This window comes from Streptomyces sp. NPDC057565 (genome assembly GCF_042801455.1).
Lineage (GTDB): Bacteria > Actinomycetota > Actinomycetes > Streptomycetales > Streptomycetaceae > Streptomyces > Streptomyces yanii.
Genome location: NZ_JBHVFU010000025.1, coordinates 1 through 18,291, shown reverse-complemented (window position 1 = coordinate 18,291; position 18,291 = coordinate 1). Strand labels below are relative to the sequence as shown.

Sequence of the window (18,291 nt, the reverse complement as noted above, 5' to 3'; positions counted from 1 at the left end):
CAGAGAGTATGCCTTCAAGTTTCGAAGTCAACTTTCACCTGCGGCCTGGCATTGACTGACATCTACCCAGGACCACCCAAAAGGCATGTTGAAGACTTGAAGATTTAGTAAAGCCTCAGCGGAGCCGCTGGCTGATGACCTTGGAGACCCCGTCACCCTGCATCGAGACGCCGTACAGCGCGTCCGCGACCTCCATCGTCCGCTTCTGATGAGTGATCACGATGAGCTGCGAGCTCTCCTGGAGCTCCTCCATGATCCGGATCAGCCGCTGCAGATTGGTGTCGTCGAGCGCCGCCTCGACCTCGTCCATCACATAGAACGGACTCGGCCGGGCCTTGAAGATCGAGACCAGCAACGCCACAGCTGTCAGGGACCTCTCGCCGCCCGAGAGCAAGGAGAGCCGCTTGACCTTCTTGCCCGGCGGGCGCGCCTCGACATCGACCCCGGTCGCCAGCATGTTCTCGGGGTCGGTCAGGATGAGCCGCCCCTCACCGCCCGGGAAGAGCCGTGAGAAGACGCCCTCGAACTCACGGGCCGTGTCCCGGTACGCCTCCGTGAACACCTGCTCGACCCGCTCGTCGACCTCCTTGATGACCTGCATCAGATCGGCCCGGGTCTTCTTCAGGTCTTCGAGCTGCTCGGAGAGGAACTTGTGCCGCTCCTCCAGCGCCGAGAACTCCTCAAGGGCGAGCGGATTCACCTTCCCGAGTTGCTGATACGCCCGTTCGGCGGACTTCAGCCTCTTCTCCTGCTCCGCCCTGACGAACGGCTTCGGCTGGTTGCGCGGGTGCTCCGGGTCCTCCGGCAGCTTCTCACCCTCCGCGGCGGGCGACGGCGGCACCAGCTGGTCGGGGCCGTACTCGGCGGCCAGCCCGGCCGGCTCCACACCCAGCTCCTCAAGGGCCTTCGCCTCCAGCTGCTCTATCCGCAGCCGCTTCTCGGCGCCGAGCACCTCACCGCGGTGCACGGAGTCGGTCAGCTTGTCCAGCTCGCCCTTGAGTTCGCGCCCGTGGCCACGCTCGACGATCAGTTCCTGCTCGCGCTCCGCCTTCACCGCCTCGGCGGCGACCCGCTCCTGCCCGGCCCGTTCGACGGACACCTCGACGTGGGCGAGGAGCTGACGGGCACCGGAGGCGACGGCCGAGGCCACCGCGGCCTCGTGGCGCAGCCGGGCGCGGCGCTGCTCGGCACGGGCACGGGCCTCGCGTTCGGCGCGGGCACCGCGGTCGAGGGAGTCCGCACGCCCGGCGAGTCCCTTGACCCGTTCCTCGTGGGTACGGACCTGGAGCCGGGCCTCCATCTCCGTCTGGCGGGCATTGGCACCGTCCGCGGCGAGCCGGTCGCGCACGGAGTTGTCGGGCTCCTCCTCGACCGGCATCTCCTCTGCGACGAGCAGCCGTTCGGCCAGCTCCTCGGCCTCCTCGGTCGCCCGCTCCAGGGCGTCCTGGGCGCGGGCCGCGGAGGCGGCCGACCGCTCGGCCTCGCCCGCGGCGCCGCGGGCCTGCCCCGCGAGCCGGCCGAGCTGCTGGGCCACCCCCGACTTCTCCCGTTCGGCGGCCCTGCGCCGCTCCCCCAGCTCCTCGACGAGCACGGCGCAGGCACTGCGCCGCTCCCCCGCGAGCCGCTGGGCCTCTGCCAGCTCGATGCACCGGACAGCGAGGTCCGCCAGTTCGGCAGCGGCCTCGTCGACGGAGGCCTGCACTTCGAGCAGGCTGGGCGCCCCGGCGGAACCGCCGTGCGCGAAGTGCGCCCCGAGGACGTCTCCTTCACCGGTCACGGCGGTCAGCTCGGGATGCACGGCAACAAGATCCTCGGCGTCCTCCAGGGTGGGAACGACGACCATGCCACGCACGAGCCGGCGCACGGCGGCCATCAGCTCAGCGGGCCCCCGGACGAGATCGGCGACTGCGGGCGGGGCATCCGAGGCAGCGGCGGGCGCCGAGCCCTGCCCGGGTACGTCCGCCGTCGCGGCCCCGCCCTGGACGGGCACCTGCCCCGTATCGGCCTCGGGCGCACCCGCACCCCCCAACAACAACGCCGCCCGCCCCGCGTCCTGCTTGCGCAGCAGCCGGATGGCGTTCGCTGCCGTAGCCGGGTCCGTCACCGCCACCGCGTCCGCCGCCGCGCCCAGTGCCGCCGCGACCGCTACCTCATGGCCCGGGGCCACCGTCAGCAGTTCCGCGGCCGGGCCGAGCAGGCCCGACAGGCTGTCGCGCGAGGCGAGCAGCGCACCCGTGCCGTCCTTGCGGCGCAGGCCCAGGGCCAGGGCGTCGTGCCGGGCCGAGACCGCCGCCCGCTTCCGTTCCGCGCCGGTGGCGGCCTCCCGGGCGGCGGAGAGGGCCGACTCCGCCTCGACGAGCTCCCGCTTGGCGGCGTCGTGGCGCTCACCCAGCTCCGCGTCACCGGCGTCCAGCCCCTCCACCTCGGCCTTGAGCTGCTCGTACTCCTCCTGCGCCCTGACCGCCCGCTCCTGCGCCTCGTCACGCGAGGCGGCCAGCCGGTCGATCTCCGCCTGCGCCGAACCAGCCCGGCTGCGCGCCGCGTTGACCTGCCCGGTCAGCCGCGCGAGCCCTTCGCGCCGGTCGGCGATGGCGCGGGCCGCGTCCTTGAGTCTGCGCTCCTCGGCCGCCAACTCCCGTTCCAGCTCGGCCCGGTGGGCAGCGGTGTCCTCCAGCGCGTGTTCCGCCGCCTCCAGCGCGGCCCCCAGTTCCGCCTCCTGCTCCCGGATCCGGGCGGCCTCGCGCTCCATGCTTTCCGGGTCCCTGAATCCCGTACCGCGCCGCTCCTCCTCGGGCGCGGCGGTGGCGCTCTTCACCCGGGCATCGGCCAACGAGACCGTGCCGCGTACCCGCTCGGCGAGCTGCGACAGCTCGTACCAGGTCTGCTGGGCCCGCTGCAGGCGCGGCGCCAGCCGTCGCACCTCGTCCTCCAGCTCCGCCTCACGCGTCAGGGCCGCCTTCAGCTCCGCCTCCGCCGCCTCCCGGCGCTGCTTCAGCGCCGCTTCGTCGGCGATCTCGCTGCGCAGCGCGTCGTGCAGCCGCACCAGGTCGTCGGCGAGCAGCCGCAGCCTCGCGTCGCGCAGATCGGCCTGGATGACGGCGGCCCGCCGGGCGACGGCCGCCTGCCGGCCCAAGGGCTTCAACTGCCGCCGCAGTTCGTCCGTGAGGTCCTGGACCCGGGCCAGATTGGCTCCCATCGCGTCCAGCTTCCGCAGCGCCTTCTCTTTCCGCTTGCGGTGCTTGAGCACACCGGCGGCTTCTTCGATGAATGCGCGGCGCCCCATCGGATCGGCATGGAGTACGGAGTCCAGCTGGCCCTGTCCGACGATGACGTGCATCTCCCGGCCGATACCGGAGTCGGAGAGAAGTTCCTGGATGTCGAGGAGCCGACAGGTGTCGCCATTGATCTGGTATTCGCTGCCGCCGTTGCGGAACATGATCCGCGTGATCGTCACTTCGGCGTACTCGATGGGCAGCGCACCGTCGGAATTGTCAATGGTCAGCGACACCTCGGCGCGTCCGAGCGGCGGCCGCCCGGTGGTGCCGGCGAAGATCACGTCTTCCATCTTGCCGCCGCGCAGGGATTTGGCTCCCTGCTCACCCATGACCCAGGAGAGCGCATCCACCACATTGGATTTGCCCGAACCGTTGGGACCGACGACGCAGGTGATCCCCGGTTCGAACCGCAGGGTCGTGGCGGAGGCGAACGACTTGAAACCACGCAGGGTCAGGGCCTTGAGATGCACGCCGCCGGACTCTACCTTTCGCTCTCGGTTTCACTGATGAAGGTGCAGGGCACATCAGACGGTAAGGGAAGGGGGGTACGTCCGGGGCGGGTCTGTCGCGGTCGGGGGAAAAGAAAGAAGGGACGCCGAAGCGCCCCTTGCAAATCTTGTGCAGTGCTGCGTGACGGATCAAAGAACGCGGCGGATCAAGAAGGCGACAGATCACAGTGATGATCTTCAATGATCCGGTGACGATCCGGTGATGAACTCAGACGGCTGACGCGAGCAGCCCGACCGGCCCCTGTGGGCCCTCGGTCAGGTCAGCGCCGGCTCCGCCTGGGGTACGTCGATGTCGATGCTGTCGAGCAGCGACTCTTGGTGCTGGGCGGCGGCGTTGAGCGCGTCGTTCTCGTCCTGGATCCGTACGAGCTCGGATTCCAGGTCCTGGACGCGCTGCTGGAGCCGTCGCATCTCGGCGAGGAGTCGCGGGTCGGAACCGCCGACGTAACCGAGAAGCGCCTTTGCCATGATGGATGGTCCTCCACACTGAGTGACCGACCGATGCGGTGTGGGTCGTGAGGGAATCGCACCCGCGGTGCTCGGCAGTGCTCTGTCATCACTGCGGTTCTGCTGCCAAAGAGCTCTGCCAAACAGCTGAGGTGCGCGGGGATTTCAGCGTCTCACCAAAAAGTTTGACGGTCAACACGATCACACCCCGTAGACGCGGGTGACCCGGGGGCGCGCGGCTTGACGATCACGCGGCGCGACTCTCCTGCGGGGCCCTGGGGGGCGTGGAGATCATCCTTACTGCCGCAGCCTGGCACGACAACCGAATCTTGGCAACCATCCGGTCCTTCCGCAGGTCATTTCATGTGTACGCAGATGAGCGGCCCGTATCGTCACCCCTCGCCGCCTGTCGAACACGGTCCGAACACGGCCCCGAATTGGGACCTCATTCAGAACGGGATCAGCGGATCGCAAACCCCTCGTAACCGCCGCGCGGGGTGTCCCAGATCTCAGTGACTCCATCCACGCGTCCGGGTGTGTCGTCGGAGCGCAGCCACTCCAGCAGCCGGTGGCAATTCTCACGTTGCCCCTCGGCGACAATCTGTACTCGACCGTCGTCGAGATTGAGGGCGAATCCGGTGAGGCCGCCGATCTCCAAAGCATTTGCCCTGGTGAACCAGCGGAACCCTACTTGCTGTACTCGGCCGCGTACCCAGGCGGTGAGTCGTACATCTTCGCTCATGGCCGAACGCTATCCGGCCACTTGCTCAACGGTCACTTCGCCCCGTTGAGCCATGGCGTACAGTCCCGTCGAAACCAGAGCCTCACTCGATCAGGTGAGGCGTATTGACGCCGATCCTGGCGTCCAGACCGTCAGAAGGGGACAGCAGATGGGACGCCATCGACGCTCCGCCGCAGGTCCCGTGGCAGGTTCGGCCGCTGACACGTCCGCGGCCGCGAAGGCCCGCGTGCGCCGCGGCGCACGCCGCAGGAAGCGGTCGGGCATGCCCGTGCGTACGGGACTGATCGGCGTCTCCGCTGCGATGGCCGTCGGAGCCGTGGCCGTGGCTTCGGGTCTGCTGCCCGGCGGCGGCGCGTACCACGTGACCGGTGGCGCGGCCACCGACCAGATCCGCTCCCAGGGAGCGCCGGACCTGCTGACGCAGGGCGGCTCCACCGCCGCTCCGGCCGACCGCGGTATCGCGTCGGCCGAGGCCGGCCGCAGCACCGAGCGTTCCCCGGGGCCCCGGAAGTCCGAGCGGTCGGGCTCCCCCAGCACCTCGGCCACGCCGTCCGTCTCCCCTTCGAAGACGGCCGAGCGGACGGAGACGACGAAGGCGCCCGCGGCGGCCGGGACGACCGGTTCCGCGCCCTCCGCCACGGCCTCGGCGGCGCCGACGACATCGGCGGCCGCTCCGGCGCGCAGGGCCACGACCCCGGCCGGCGACACCTCCGCCCAGGCTGCCGTGCTCGCGCTGGTCAACCAGGAGCGCGCGAAGGTCGGCTGCAGCCCGGTCACGGCCAGTGCCCCGCTCACCTCGCTCGCCCAGAAATTCAGTGACGACATGGCGGCCCGCGGCTTCTTCGACCACACCGACCCCGACGGCCGGACCCCCTGGGACCGCGCGTCGAAGGCCGGTGTGAAGGGGCTCGGCGGCGAGAACATCGCCCGCGGCCAGGCGGACGCACAGGCGGTGATGGACTCCTGGATGAAGAGCGAAGGCCACCGCGCAAACATTCTCAACTGTGACTACAAGACCCTCGGCGTGGGAGTGCACTTCGGCTCCGGCGGCCCCTGGTGGACCCAGGACTTCGGCTTCTGAGATTTACGCAGGTCGGCGACCCATCAGCTTTCTTGGGCCGTCTCGGGGCCGTTATCGGCAACCGAGGCGGCCCGAACTGTGTCCACGGCGGCCCCGCGTACGGTCTCGCTCGGCGGCCGGCGAGATCATGCCGAGCGACTTCTACCGGCCGATCGTTGCCGCCACCTTCGGCACCGTGACCCATGCGATCTTCCCTGTTGCCGGGCAGCGGGACGGAGACGCCGAGATCGTCGCGCCGAGCGGCCCCCGTACGGCTCCGCGCCGTAGACTTGTCAGGGAGCTTGAGCCTTGCCAGACGTCCGATTCAGGCGAGCCCTGCGAGATTGATCCGGCCGAGGGCGGCGGGATCGGAGTTTCCCGCGGCTCCGGCCAACGCGGGCTCTCTCTCCAATGAGTGGAAGCCTCTGCCTCGCTTTGTGAGCGTGGAATCCCCTCAGGGAGGACGTGGGCCAGATGAGCCATCTTGTGAGCCCGGTGCCCATCAGTGACATCACAGTTGCCGCTTCGGATGTGCGCTGGATTTTCCCCGTCGGTATAGCAGTGGTCGTAGTCGCCGTTCTGCTTGGCCTCGTCTGGTGGGACGCGCGCCGTCGGTCTCGGGCACAGCAGCAGGGACCACGGGCCGAGCGTTCCTCCCGAAGCGGCGAGAACTTGAGGAATGCAGATGATTTCGGGGAAGGCCTCAGCCCATATGAGATCAACCGGCCCTCTTCGCCGAGGAGCATACGCAAGGAGGACAACGGTGGGGCTCTTGGTAGGAGAGGACCCGGCGGCTGACGGGTCGGCGACATCGGCGGCACTTGCCGAGATCATCGCGCGGTCGAAGTCGGAATGTCGCAGGCCGGCCCCGAACCGACCGCATGAGCCGCACTCCTGCCTGCTTACGCCCGCACAGCGCACTCCAAAAGAGAGCACTGTGCGGGCGTAAGCTGTTTTTCATGGACGAGACCACCCCGCGGGACGGCGCCGACAGCCTGGCCTTCGACGTGTTCTCCCGGCAGTGCCCCTCGCGCGGCACGCTGGAGCACGTCACCGGGCGCTGGGGCAGCTTGACGCTGACCGCGCTCTACGAGACGGGCGCCCGCTTCAACGAGCTGCGCCGCAGGGTCGACGGGGTGAGCGAGAAGATGCTCTCCCAGACCCTTCACGCGCTGGAGCGGGACGGCCTCGTCCTCCGGGAGGCACAGCCCACCAATCCTCCGCGCGTCGACTACGAGCTGACCCCGCTGGGACGCGAGGTCGCCGGCCGGCTGCTCGGGCTGATCCAGCTCGTCGAGAGCCGGATGTCCGAGGTCCTCGACGCCCGCAGCCGTTACGACGAGGCGCGCGAGGTCACGCTCTAGGGGTGTTGGTGCGCGGCGGCCGCTGACAGCTCGGGCAGTAGTAGCTGGAGCGGTTCATCCACGGGCGACGACGCATCGCCGTGCCGCACCGGTGGCAGGGCTCGTCCTCACGCCCGTACGCGTCGAGCGACCGGTCGAAGTAGCCCGACTCGCCGTTCACATTGACGTAGAGGCTGTCGAAGCTGGTGCCGCCCTGGGCGAGCGCCGCGTTCATCACGTCGCGGACATGGCCGAGCAGCTCGGCCGACTTGGGCCGGGTCAGGGTCGCGGTGGGCCGGTCGTAGTGCAGCCTGGTGCGCCAGAGCGCCTCGTCCGCGTAGATGTTGCCGACGCCGCTGATCAGCGACTGGTCGAGCAGGGCGCGCTTGACCGTCGTACGGCGCAGACGCAGAGCGCTGTGGAACGCAGCGTCGTCGAAGGCGGGGTCCAGGGGGTCGCGGGCGATGTGCGCGATGGTGTCGGGCAGCCCGTCCGGGGTGTTCTCGTGGACGGAGAGCCCGCCGAAGGTCCGCTGGTCGACGAAGCGCAGCTCGGTGCCGAGGGCGTCGTCGAAACGGATCCGTATCCGGAGATGCTTCTCGTCGGGGGTGTCCTGCGGCTGTACGAGCAGCTGACCGCTCATGCCGAGGTGGCCGAGGAGCGAGGAGGCGTCGTCGTCCAGCGGAATCCACAGGTACTTGCCACGGCGCATGGCCGTACCGAAGCGGCTGCCGCTGAGCCGGGCCACGAAGTCCGTGGAACCCGCGAGATGGCGGCGGACCGCGCGCGGGTGCAGGACCTCGACCTCACCGACCGTACGGCCGGTGACCCAGCGATCGAGACCGCGCCGTACGACTTCGACCTCAGGCAGCTCGGGCACGGAGTGGCTCCTCAAGAGACTGAACAGTTTAGGGGGTGTACGGCCCTGGTCCACCGGGCACAGCGGGACGTGACTGTGCGACCGCGCCCCGGGTCCGGACAGGAAGAACCCCCCGGTGCACGAGGCACCGAGGGGTTCCCGGGTCAGGCCGGAGTGACGTCCGTGGACGGCACCGGGTCGGCAGGGGTGTCGGCGGCCCCTCCGTCGGCTGCGGCCTTCGCCGCGGCCTCCCGCTGCTCCGCAGCGGCGCTGATCTCGCGCCAGGCGGACTCCGCCGCCTGCTGCTCCGCTTCCTTCTTGCTACGGCCGGTGCCGGTGCCGTACGAGACACCACCGACGCGAGCAGCAGCAGTAAAGGTCTTCTCGTGGTCCGGGCCGGTCTCCGTGACGAGATACTCGGGGACTCCGAGGCTCTCGCTCGCGGTGAGCTCCTGGAGGCTGGTCTTCCAGTCCAGGCCGGCGCCGAGATTGGAGGACCTGTCGATCAGCGGGTCGAAGAGCCGGTGGACCAGCTCCGAGGCCGCACTGAGGCCCTGATCGAGATAGACCGCGCCGATCACCGCTTCCAGCGTGTCGGCGAGGATGGATGCCTTGTCCCTGCCGCCCGTGCCCTCTTCGCCCCGGCCGAGCCGGATGAAAGAGCCGAGGTCGAGGCCGCGACCCACCTCCGCAAGTGCGCGCGAGTTGACCACCGCGGCCCGCAGCTTGGCCAGCTGGCCTTCGGGCAGGTCGGGGTGGGTGCGGTACAGCGTGTCCGTGACCACCAGGCCGAGTACCGAATCCCCGAGGAATTCGAGCCGCTCGTTGGTGGGCAGGCCGCCGTTCTCGTATGCGTACGAACGGTGGGTCAGCGCACGCACCAGAAGGGCGGACTCAAGGTGATACCCGAGCCGCCCTTCCAGAAGCGTGTGGGACGAGGCTGTGTTGACGTTGTCTGCCTGCTTCTTGGCGTGGGACAACTCAGACATCGGGCCTCTCACCAGCCGCTCAGACTTCGAGGACCTGGCGCTTGTTGTACGTGCCGCAGCTGGGGCACGCGATGTGCTGCAGCTTCGGCTCCTGGCAACGCTCGCACGAAACCAGGGTGGGGACCGCAGCCTTCCACTGCGACCGGCGGTGGCGCGTGTTGCTGCGCGACATCTTCCGCTTCGGAACAGCCACGGCTACTTCTCCTGCTTCTCGTCGACGCCCGCTTCGGCGCCGCCCATGTTGTCCTTCTCGCCGTCCTGAACGGTCTCGGCGAGTCCTTGCAATGCCGCCCAACGGATGTCGACGGCATCGTGGTGGTGACCGGGGTTCTCGTCCAGCCTGATCCCGCATTCGGAACACAGGCCGGCACAGGTCTCCCGGCACACCGGCTGCATCGGCAGTGCGAGCACCACCGCATCACGCAGCACTGGTTCGAGGTCGAACAAGCCGTCCTCGACGAAGAGCCTGTCCTCGTCGTCCTCGGCGTCGTCGGCCGGTTCCGCTTTGACGCGGCCCCGGTCATCGGCGTCAGGGTACGAGAACATCTCCTGGAAGTCCGCCACAACCTCTTGGCGCAGCGGCTCCAGACACCTTACGCACTCCCCCTCGGCCGACGCACGGGCGGTGCCTGTGACAAGCACCCCTTCCATGACCGATTCGAGGCGGAGGTCCAGCTCCACGGGTGCGCCTTCCGGCACACCGATGACCCCGTCGATACCGAGGTCCTGGGGCGCGTCCACCGAGCGGGTCAGCCGCAGGAGGGCACCGGGACGCCGACCCAGCTCGTGCGTATCGAACACGAGAGGGTTTCGGTGGTCGAGGTGGCCGTTCAGGGCTTTTCCTGCTTTCGAAATCGTATGCATGGCGCACAGCGCACCGTGGGAGGGGCCGACCGGATCGGAGTCGAAGCGGGCAGCCGGGATCGCAGACGTACTCGCGACCGAAGAACCAGGATACTTGACGCGTTACCCTGCTCCCAACCGGGGCCGATTCCGGTCCCGAACCGGCCGGAACCGGTCGCGTTCGGCCCGTGTCCGGGGCGCCCCGGTCAGCGCTCCTGCTCGTACCGGCGGAGCTGATCGATGTCGATCATGCTGGTGTCGAAGAGGCTGGTCTCGTCGAGGGCGCTCTCGCCCTGCGACTGAAGGGGCTGGTGCGTCGGCATCGGCTGCTGCCACCCGTCGTACCCCTGCGGCTGCAGCTGCGCCTGGCCCTCGTCGTAGCCCTGCTGCTGATAGGTGGCGTACGGGTCCGGCTGCTGCTGGTACCCGTACATGTCCTGCTGCGGCTGCTCCTGGTACGCGTACGGCTCCGCATAGCCCGGCTGCGCCTGTGCCGGGAAGTGCGGCTGGGACACCGGCTGCGGCTCCGGGGTGGCGAGCTCGGCGAGACCGGCCCAGTGGTCCTCGTCGCTGGTGTGGCCCTGGCTGCCCGCGGCGTCCTGGGCGGCCATGTGCGCGCCGAGCTCGTCGGTGGCGACCCGGCCGTGCAGCTTCTGCCGGCCGTGGCCGACCGCTTCCAGGGTCTTGGCGAGCACGGCCTCGAACGCGCCGAGCTTGGTGTCCACATACTCGTCGGCGCGGCGCCGGAGCGTCTCCGGGTCGGCGCTGCGCTCGGGGGCCTCGGCGAAGTCGCGGTCCTCGTACCCCTGCTCGTCGAAGCCCTGGCCACGACCGAGGAGCTTCTCGCGGCCCCGGTCGACGGAGCCGATGGTCTTGGTGAGGACGACCTCGAAGTTGGCGAGCTTGCTGTCGACGTACTCATCGGCCTCGGCGCGTACCTCGTCGGCCTCCCGGCGGGCCTCGCCGAGGATGCGATCGGCCTCGGTCCGGGACTGCCGGGCGATCTCGGTGTCGGAGATCAGTGAGCCGCGCTGGGCGTGGGCGGCCTCGATGATCCGCTCGGCCTCCTGTCGGGCCTGCTCGACCATCTGCTCCCGGCCGCCGATGAGCTCCTGGGCGTGGGCGAGTGAGCCGGGGAGGGCTTCACGCACCTCTTCGAGCATGGCGAGCAGATCGGCGCGGTTGACCACGCACGACGCCGACATGGGCATGGACCGGGCGTTCCCGACCGCTTCGACGATCTCGTCGAGCTTCTTCTGCACGTCCACCGTGTGCTCGCCACTCTCTACTGCTGATTGGAGACGGACGGGACGACTGTACGGCCAGTCGGCGCCCGTCCGACACCGGGTGACGGACTGTCAGTGCATCACTGCTGGGCGAGACGTGCGACGAGTGCCTCGTGGACCAGCGGCGGCAGCAGGTGCGAGACGTCGCCACCCCAGGTCGCGACCTCCTTGACCAGGGAGGACGACAGGAAGCTGTACGTGGGATTGGTCGGCACGAAGAGCGTCTCGACCCCGGAGAGGCCGTTGTTCATCTGGGCCATCTGCAGCTCGTAGTCGAAGTCGCTGACGGCCCGCAGGCCCTTCACGATCGCCGGGATGTCGCGCTGCTTGCAGAAGTCGACCAGGAGGCCGTGGAAGGACTCGACCTCGACATTGCCGAAGTCCGCGGTGACCTGACGGATCAGCTCGATCCGCTCGTCGATGGTGAACAGGCCCTTCTTGGACTGGTTGATCATCACCGCGACATGTACGACGTCGTACAACTTCGAGGCGCGGCCAATGATGTCGAGGTGTCCATTGGTGATGGGGTCGAACGACCCCGGACAGACGGCGCGGCGCAACTTGAGTCCCTCGCTCTCCGGTGCGGTCATCGTGCGTCTTCGCACGTAGAGGCGGCGCGACCGTACCAAAGCGTTCCCTCACCGTAGCGACGGGCCCGCAGTGGCTCGAATCCCTTGGGCCAGTTGAATTCTCCGCCTCTGGTGCTCCGTTCCACGGTGACGAGGGCATCGTCCGTGAGCCAGCCCTGAGCACGGAGTGTGAGCAGTATCTCGCCAAGATCGCCATCGGTGACGGCGTACGGCGGATCCAGGAAGACCACGTCGTACGGGTCCGCGGGCGCCGGTCCTGTCACGATCTGTTCGGCTTTGCCGGTACGGACTTCGGCGCCGGGCAGACCGAGCGTACGGACGTTGTCCCGGACCGTGCGGGCGGCCTTGGTGTCGGCCTCGACGAGCAGGGCGTGTACCGCGCCGCGGGAGAGTGCTTCGAGACCGACGGCGCCGGAGCCCGCGTAGAGATCCGCGATTCGGATGCCCTCCAGGGTGCCCAGGAGCGCTTCCCAGGTGGAGAACAGGCCCTCGCGTGCGCGGTCCGAGGTGGGGCGGGTGCCGGTGCCGGGCGGGACGGCCAGGCGGCGTCCGCCGGCCGAGCCGGCGATCACGCGGGTCATGGGTGTCTGATCCTCGGGTCGGGGGGGTGGCCCGCCGGAGTGGGACGGGCGCCGTGCGTCCCACGATATGGCGTCCGGCCCGCCGAGGCCCGGGGGCCCCGTGCGTGCCCCCGTCCTCAGCCCTTGTCGAGGTACTCCTCGCGCTCCTTGTCGAGCAGGGCGGACAGCGCGGTGCGCAGCTCCGGCAGGCGGTCCAGGTCCGGGTCCGCGGCGACGATCGTCGCGGCCTCCTCGCGGGCCGCGGCGATGACCTCCTCGTCGTCGATGACGGAGAGCATCCTCAGGGAAGTGCGGACCCCGGACTGGGCCTGGCCGAGGACATCGCCCTCGCGACGCTGTTCGAGGTCGATCCGGGACAGTTCGAAGCCGTCGAGGGTGGCGGCGACGGCGGAGAGCCGGGCGCGGGCGGGGCTCGCCTCGTGCGCCTCGCTGACGAGCAGGCAGAGACCGGCGGCGGAGCCGCGGCCGACCCGGCCGCGGAGCTGGTGGAGCTGGGAGACGCCGAACCGGTCGGCGTCCATGATCACCATCGCGGTGGCGTTGGGGACGTTGACCCCGACCTCGATGACGGTCGTCGCGACCAGGACGTCGACCTGGCCCGCGGCGAAGCGCCGCATCACGTCGTCCTTGTCGTCGGGGTTCATCCTGCCGTGCAGCACCTCGATGCGCAGACCGGTGAGGGCACCCTTGGCGAGCTGTTCGGCGATCTCCAGGACCGCGAGCGGCGGGCGCTTCTCCCCGTCCTCCTCCGCAGCCTTCTCCGCGGCCTTCTTCCTGCTCTTCTTCTCGGCCTCGTCGTCGGCGTCGTCACCGATCCGGGGACAGACGACGTATGCCTGATGCCCGTTCCCGACCTCCTCGCGGACCCGCTCCCAGGCGCGGCTGAGGAAGTGCGGCTTGTCCTTGGCGGGCACGACATGGCTGGCGATCGGCGATCGGCCCGCCGGCAGCTGGTCCAGGACGGACGTCTCCAGGTCGCCGAAGACCGTCATCGCGACCGTGCGGGGAATGGGGGTGGCGGTCATCACCAGCAGGTGCGGCGGCTGCTTCCCCTTGGACCGCAGCGCGTCGCGCTGTTCCACTCCGAAGCGGTGCTGCTCGTCGACGACGACCAGCCCCAGGTCGTGGAACTGCACCTTGTCCTCGATCAGCGCATGCGTGCCGATCACGATCCCCGCCTCGCCGGTGATCAGGTCGAGCAGCGCCTGACGGCGGGCCGCCGTCCCCATGGACCCGGTCAGGAGCACCACCTTCGTACCGAGGTCGGAGCCGCCCAGCATGCCGCCTTCGGCGAGCTCGCCCATCATTTCGGTGATGGAGCGGTGGTGCTGCTGGGCGAGCACCTCGGTGGGGGCGAGCATCGCGGCCTGTCCGCCCGCGTCGACGACGGCGAGCATGGCGCGCAGCGCGACCATGGTCTTCCCGGACCCCACTTCGCCCTGCAGCAGCCGGTGCATCGGGTGCTCGGTCGCCAGGTCGTCGAAGATCTCCTTGGAAACCTTCTCCTGGCCCTCGGTGAGGGTGAACGGCAGTTTGGCGTCGAAGGCGTCGAGCAGCCCTCCGCGCCTGGGTCTGCGTGCCACCGCCGGGAGCTGGGTGTCCGCGTACCGGCGGCGGGCGAGCGCGACCTGCAGGACGAAGGCCTCGTCCCACTTCAGCCGGTCCCTGGCGTCGGCGATGTCCGCCTTGGTCTGCGGGCGGTGAATCTTGAGCAGTGCCTCGGGCAGCGGGGTGAAGCCGCGCCCCTCGCGCAGCGGGAGCGGCAGCGGGTCGACGGCGTCCCGGGCACTGGGCAGCACGGTGTCGACGGCCTTGGCGATCCGCCAGGAGTCGAGCTGCTTGCAGGCGGGATAGATGGGCAGCAGCCGCCCGGCGAAGGCGTCCACCGCCTCCGTGGCCTCGTCGGCGTCCGCTGTGTCGAGCAGCTGGTACGTGGGGTGCGCGAGCTGCATCTTCCGGTTGAAGACGGAAACCTTGCCCGCGAACATCGCCCGGCGGCCCGGCAGCAGCTCCTTGTGCGGCTTGTGCACGCCGTGGCCGAAGAAGACCAGCTGCAGCCGGCCGCTGCCGTCGGTGAGGGTCACCTCCAGGCGCTTGCCCCTGCCGTTGTTGAACATCATGATCCGTGCGTCGGCGACCTGGGCGACGACGGTCACGTGCTCGTCCAGCGGAAGGTCGGCCAGCGCGGTGAGCTGGCCGCGCTCCTCGTACCGCCGCGGGTAGTGGTGCAGCAGATCACCGACCGTGTGCAGGCCGAGGTGCTCGGCCATCACCTTCGCGGTGGCACCGCCGAGCAGCTTCTTCAGGGGTTCATCGAACGCGGACACGCGATCCATTGCACACCACGCCACTGACAGAAGTCGCCCGCACCACCGGAACCCCCTGGTCGGAAACGTCTGCGCGCACCTGGGATCGGTCCGAGACCGATGTGCACAGCCTGTCGGCGACGATCGGCCGCAGCCCCCGACGTGACGGGGCGGAGGGGCTGGCCCCGGCGCGCACCGACTTCCCCGGCCGGCGATCGAGCACAACGCGCCCCGGGGGCGCGTTCTCCTACTCCACCCCGATCAGCAGCGGAGCGCACTGGCGGCCGCCCCGGTACACCACCGTGTCCACCGCCAGGTACCCCTCGCGCACATGCTCCTGCAGTGCCTCCGCCAGGCTGTCCGGCACGTCCTCGCCCAGGACCAGCGTCACGAGTTCACCGCCCGCCGACAGCATCCGGTCGAGGACGGCCCGGGCCGTGCCGGGCACGTCCTCGCCGATGACCGCCACATCGCCGTCGATCAGCCCCAGGATGTCGCCGGCCTGACAGATGCCCGCCATGGTCCACGACTGCCGCTCGGCGACGGCCAGTTCGGCGTACCGGGTGGCGCCGGCCGCGGCGGTCATCGCCACCACGTCCTCGTCGAAGCTGCGGTCCGGTTCGTGGACGGCGAGCGCCGCGATGCCCTGGACGGCCGCGCGGGTCGGGATCAGCGCGACCCGGATGCCTTCCGTACGGGCCTGCTCCGCGGCCGCCGCGGCCGTGTGGCGCAGCTCCGCGTCGTTGGGCAGCAGGACCACCTCGTGGGCGTGGGCGCGACGGATGGCATCGACCAGTTCACCGCTGGCGGGCGGCTCCCCGGGGCGGGCGAGCACCGTGGTCGCGCCCGCCTCCGTGCACAGCCCCGAGAGCCCGTCGCCCGGGACCACCACAACGACACCGCGCTGCGCGGGCTCGCTGAGGTGGGGGTGGACCCGGTCGGCGCCGAAGTGGGTGATCCGGATCCGGTACGGCCTGCCGGCCTCGACTCCGGCCTCCACCGCCGCACCGGCGTCGTCGACATGGACGTGGACGTTCCACAGCCCGTCGCCGCCGACCACGACGAGCGAGTCGCCGAGCCCGTCGAGCCGGGCCCGCAGCCGGTCGACGGCGTCGTCCCGGGCCTCCAGGAGATAGATCACCTCGAAGGCGGGTCCGTCCGCCGGTCCGCCTGCCGCGCAGTCGTCGGCGGCGGCAACGGTCACGGGGGCGATGTCGGGCGTCACCCAGGTCCCGCGTGCGGGCGGCTCACCGGAGACCGCCTCGACAAGCGCCCCCAGGACGGTCACCAGGCCACGGCCTCCGGCGTCGACGACTCCCGCCCGCCCGAGGACGGCGAGCTGCCCGGGAGTCGCGTCCAGTGCCGTACGCGCCCCTTCGTACGCCGCCTGCGCGACCGCTTCCGGTCTCGGGTCACCCGCCGTTCGCCCGGCGGCCTCGGCGGCCGCGGTGGCCACGGTCAGCACCGTGCCCTCGACGGGGTGCGCGACGGCCTGCCGGGCGGCCTCGGCGGCCCGGGTCAGGGCGCGGCGCAGATGGTCCGCGTCGTGCCCGTCGGCCAGCACCCCCGCCATGCCGCGCAACAGCTGCGCAAGGATCGTGCCGGAGTTGCCGCGGGCGCCGATCAGCGCCCCGTGTGCCATGGCCCGTACGACATCGGCGAGAGCGGGCACGGACGTACCGGTCTCGTGGGCGGCGAAGACCGCCTCGACGGCGGCCGCTGCCGATTCCACCGTCAGATAGAGGTTGGTGCCGGTGTCCCCGTCCGCGACGGGGTAGACGTTGATCGCGTCGATCGCCTCACGCTCCCGGCCCAACGCCTCCAGCGCCAGTGAGCACCAGGCACGCACCGCGACGGCGTCCATGTCGTCGGCGGTCTGCGGCACCTGGTGTTCCTCCTGGAGAGCGGCCGTGCGGGCTGACTGAACCGCAGACTAGTCCCGCCCGGTGCGTCCGGCGGGGACAGGGGCGGGGCAGACGGCGGGGAAACCCATGGTAGTTTCGTTCTACCGACGCGGCCGTTGTATGCTGCTTCGGTTGCCCGACGAGAGTCGGGCCTTTCCTCCGGTACCGCCACTTCAGTCAAATGATTCCGGCGCGCCGGAATTCACTGTAAGTGCACCTGAAGTCTTTGGAGTGACCCGTGGCTGCCAACTGCGACGTCTGCGGCAAGGGGCCGGGCTTCGGCAACAACATTTCGCACTCGCACCGCCGTACGTCCCGTCGCTGGAATCCCAACATCCAGCGCGTGCGTGCCGTGGTCGGTCGGACGCCGAAGCGGCTCAACGTCTGCACCTCGTGCATCAAGGCCGGCAAGGTCGCGCGCTGACGTTCCCGTCGTAGCGCAGCCTTCCGGTTGCCCAAAAAGCCGGTCCACCTCGGTGGACCGGCTTTTTGCTGTGCGCCCCCACTCCCCGTCTCCCCGTCGTGGGGCCGTTACAGCTGCCAGCCGTGCCGGACCGGGCCGATCCCGGTGCCCAGCGGGAAGCCCGCCGCGATCGCCCCGGTGACGTACGCCTTCGCGGCCCGTACGGCCGTCGGTACGTCGTCGCCCCCGGCCAGCCCGCAGGCGATCGCGGAGGCGAGGGTGCAGCCCGTGCCGTGCGTGTGCCGGTTGTCGTGGCGGGGGGCGCGCAGCCAGTGCTCCTCGGTGCCGTCCGTGAGGAGGTCGACCGGTTCACCCGGCAGGTGCCCGCCCTTGATGACGACCCAGCGCGGCCCGTATCCCAGGATCTCCGCCGCGGCCTGCCGCATTCCGGTCTCGTCCGTGACCGTCACGCCGGTGAGCTGTGCCACCTCGTCCAGGTTGGGGGTTGCCACCGTGGCGACCGGCAGCAGCTTCGTCCGTACGGAATCGAGGGCTTCGGCGGCGAGCAGTGGATCACCGTGTTTGGAGACCCCCACCGGGTCGACGACCACCGGGGCATCCGTTCCCGCGAGAAGTGCGGCGACGGTCTCGACGAGGGCGGCCGACGCGAGCATGCCGGTCTTCACCGCCTGGACGCCGATGTCGTCGACGACGCTGCGGTACTGGGCGCGTACCGCCTCCACGGGCAGCTCCCATGCGCCCTGGACGCCCAGCGAGTTCTGCGCGGTCACCGCGGTGATCACGCTCATGCCGTGCACGCCGAGCGCCAACATCGTCTTGAGGTCGGCCTGGATGCCCGCGCCGCCGCCGGAATCGGATCCGGCGACGGTGAGCACACGGGGTGGAACGAGCGGTACCTGCGGGGCGGCAGAAGATATGGGCATACGCCTCAATCTAGTGCCCCTCCCGGCAAGCTTTGTCCCGTCGCGCCGCCCAGCACACACGCTCGCCGCGTTGGACGACGCTCCTCATGGGGCAGACATTGCCGGTCACGGCACCAGGGCGTGTGTCGGAAGTCCCGCCTGCCCCGCGACGCCCGGCACGCACGCTCGCTGCGTTGTCGGGCTCGCCCGAGTACGTCCCGTACGAGGACG

At 70.0% G+C, this 18,291-nt stretch carries 16 protein-coding genes; 3 read left to right on the top strand and 13 right to left on the bottom strand.

Annotated features, from left to right (window positions below; translation table 11 throughout):
• Positions 1–115 precede the first annotated feature (115 nt).
• The 3 genes from smc to ACFU8W_RS31545 all read right to left on the bottom strand — a co-directional run bounded on the left by smc (position 116) and on the right by ACFU8W_RS31545 (position 4,973).
• Entirely contained in the window at positions 116–3,745 is a 3,630-nt protein-coding gene (gene smc, locus ACFU8W_RS31555; protein ID WP_384044323.1) for a chromosome segregation protein SMC, read from the bottom strand.
• 294 nt (positions 3,746–4,039) lie between these two features.
• Complete coding sequence (locus ACFU8W_RS31550; RefSeq protein WP_018551753.1) at positions 4,040–4,252, bottom strand: hypothetical protein; 213 nt, start codon at positions 4,250–4,252, stop codon at positions 4,040–4,042.
• Positions 4,253–4,691: 439 nt separating this feature from the next.
• Entirely contained in the window at positions 4,692–4,973 is a 282-nt protein-coding gene (locus tag ACFU8W_RS31545) for an acylphosphatase (protein ID WP_384044320.1), read from the bottom strand.
• Positions 4,974–5,121: 148 nt separating this feature from the next.
• On the opposite strand from ACFU8W_RS31545, the gene ACFU8W_RS31540 reads away from it, so the two are divergent.
• Both ACFU8W_RS31540 and ACFU8W_RS31535 read left to right on the top strand, forming a co-directional pair.
• Entirely contained in the window at positions 5,122–6,054 is a 933-nt protein-coding gene (locus ACFU8W_RS31540; RefSeq protein WP_384044316.1) for a CAP domain-containing protein, read from the top strand.
• 938 nt (positions 6,055–6,992) lie between these two features.
• A complete protein-coding gene (locus tag ACFU8W_RS31535; protein WP_384044313.1) occupies positions 6,993–7,397 on the top strand; it encodes a winged helix-turn-helix transcriptional regulator in 405 nt (134 codons plus the stop codon).
• Here ACFU8W_RS31535 and mutM read toward each other — a convergent pair.
• From mutM to ACFU8W_RS31490, 9 genes are all read right to left on the bottom strand, one after another.
• Positions 7,387–8,256, bottom strand: coding sequence for a bifunctional DNA-formamidopyrimidine glycosylase/DNA-(apurinic or apyrimidinic site) lyase (gene mutM / locus ACFU8W_RS31530; RefSeq protein WP_384044310.1), 870 nt, complete (start codon positions 8,254–8,256; stop codon positions 7,387–7,389). The two genes, ACFU8W_RS31535 and mutM, sit on opposite strands and share 11 nt — an antisense overlap.
• Before the next feature lie 143 nt (positions 8,257–8,399).
• Positions 8,400–9,224 carry a ribonuclease III gene (gene rnc / locus ACFU8W_RS31525; RefSeq protein ID WP_266981073.1) on the bottom strand — a complete coding sequence of 275 codons (825 nt, stop codon included), beginning with the start codon at positions 9,222–9,224 and terminating at the stop codon, positions 8,400–8,402.
• Positions 9,225–9,243: 19 nt separating this feature from the next.
• Entirely contained in the window at positions 9,244–9,417 is a 174-nt protein-coding gene (rpmF, locus tag ACFU8W_RS31520) for a 50S ribosomal protein L32 (protein WP_003965982.1), read from the bottom strand.
• A gap of 2 nt (positions 9,418–9,419) precedes the next feature.
• Positions 9,420–10,088 (bottom strand): DUF177 domain-containing protein, encoded by a 669-nt coding sequence (locus ACFU8W_RS31515; RefSeq protein ID WP_345510642.1) that lies wholly within the window; start codon positions 10,086–10,088, stop codon positions 9,420–9,422.
• Between the two features lie 185 nt (positions 10,089–10,273).
• The gene (locus tag ACFU8W_RS31510) at positions 10,274–11,335 is read right to left on the bottom strand and encodes a cell division initiation protein (protein ID WP_345510643.1); all 1,062 of its coding nucleotides are present in this window, start codon (positions 11,333–11,335) and stop codon (positions 10,274–10,276) included.
• A gap of 98 nt (positions 11,336–11,433) precedes the next feature.
• On the bottom strand, positions 11,434–11,913 hold the full coding sequence (gene coaD / locus ACFU8W_RS31505) for a pantetheine-phosphate adenylyltransferase (protein ID WP_345510694.1): 480 nt from the start codon (positions 11,911–11,913) through the stop codon (positions 11,434–11,436).
• 26 nt (positions 11,914–11,939) lie between these two features.
• Complete coding sequence (rsmD, locus tag ACFU8W_RS31500) at positions 11,940–12,524, bottom strand: 16S rRNA (guanine(966)-N(2))-methyltransferase RsmD (RefSeq protein ID WP_376339913.1); 585 nt, start codon at positions 12,522–12,524, stop codon at positions 11,940–11,942.
• A gap of 116 nt (positions 12,525–12,640) precedes the next feature.
• The gene (gene recG / locus ACFU8W_RS31495; RefSeq protein WP_384044304.1) at positions 12,641–14,860 is read right to left on the bottom strand and encodes an ATP-dependent DNA helicase RecG; all 2,220 of its coding nucleotides are present in this window, start codon (positions 14,858–14,860) and stop codon (positions 12,641–12,643) included.
• Between the two features lie 217 nt (positions 14,861–15,077).
• A complete protein-coding gene (locus ACFU8W_RS31490; RefSeq protein ID WP_345510645.1) occupies positions 15,078–16,715 on the bottom strand; it encodes a DAK2 domain-containing protein in 1,638 nt (545 codons plus the stop codon).
• Positions 16,716–16,972: 257 nt separating this feature from the next.
• Between ACFU8W_RS31490 and rpmB the strand changes: the two genes are divergently transcribed.
• Positions 16,973–17,158, top strand: a complete 186-nt coding sequence (gene rpmB, locus ACFU8W_RS31485; RefSeq protein WP_030928661.1) for a 50S ribosomal protein L28 — start codon at positions 16,973–16,975, stop codon at positions 17,156–17,158.
• A gap of 107 nt (positions 17,159–17,265) precedes the next feature.
• Here the strand turns inward: rpmB and thiD are convergent, their stop codons facing one another.
• A complete protein-coding gene (gene thiD, locus ACFU8W_RS31480) occupies positions 17,266–18,081 on the bottom strand; it encodes a bifunctional hydroxymethylpyrimidine kinase/phosphomethylpyrimidine kinase (RefSeq protein ID WP_384044299.1) in 816 nt (271 codons plus the stop codon).
• Positions 18,082–18,291: the final 210 nt, after the last annotated feature.

Bases quoted from the DNA above. Each gene is read 5' to 3' on its own strand.
- ACFU8W_RS31540 (WP_384044316.1), top strand. From the start codon at position 5,122: ATGGGACGCCATCGACGCTCCGCCGCAGGTCCCGTGGCAGGTTCGGCC.
- ACFU8W_RS31515 (WP_345510642.1), bottom strand. From the start codon at position 10,088: ATGCATACGATTTCGAAAGCAGGAAAAGCCCTGAACGGCCACCTCGAC.
- ACFU8W_RS31535 (WP_384044313.1), top strand. From the start codon at position 6,993: ATGGACGAGACCACCCCGCGGGACGGCGCCGACAGCCTGGCCTTCGAC.
- ACFU8W_RS31550 (WP_018551753.1), bottom strand. From the start codon at position 4,252: ATGGCAAAGGCGCTTCTCGGTTACGTCGGCGGTTCCGACCCGCGACTC.
- ACFU8W_RS31545 (WP_384044320.1), bottom strand. From the start codon at position 4,973: ATGAGCGAAGATGTACGACTCACCGCCTGGGTACGCGGCCGAGTACAG.
- thiD (WP_384044299.1), bottom strand. From the start codon at position 18,081: ATGCCCATATCTTCTGCCGCCCCGCAGGTACCGCTCGTTCCACCCCGT.
- recG (WP_384044304.1), bottom strand. From the start codon at position 14,860: ATGGATCGCGTGTCCGCGTTCGATGAACCCCTGAAGAAGCTGCTCGGC.
- rnc (WP_266981073.1), bottom strand. From the start codon at position 9,224: ATGTCTGAGTTGTCCCACGCCAAGAAGCAGGCAGACAACGTCAACACA.
- rsmD (WP_376339913.1), bottom strand. From the start codon at position 12,524: ATGACCCGCGTGATCGCCGGCTCGGCCGGCGGACGCCGCCTGGCCGTC.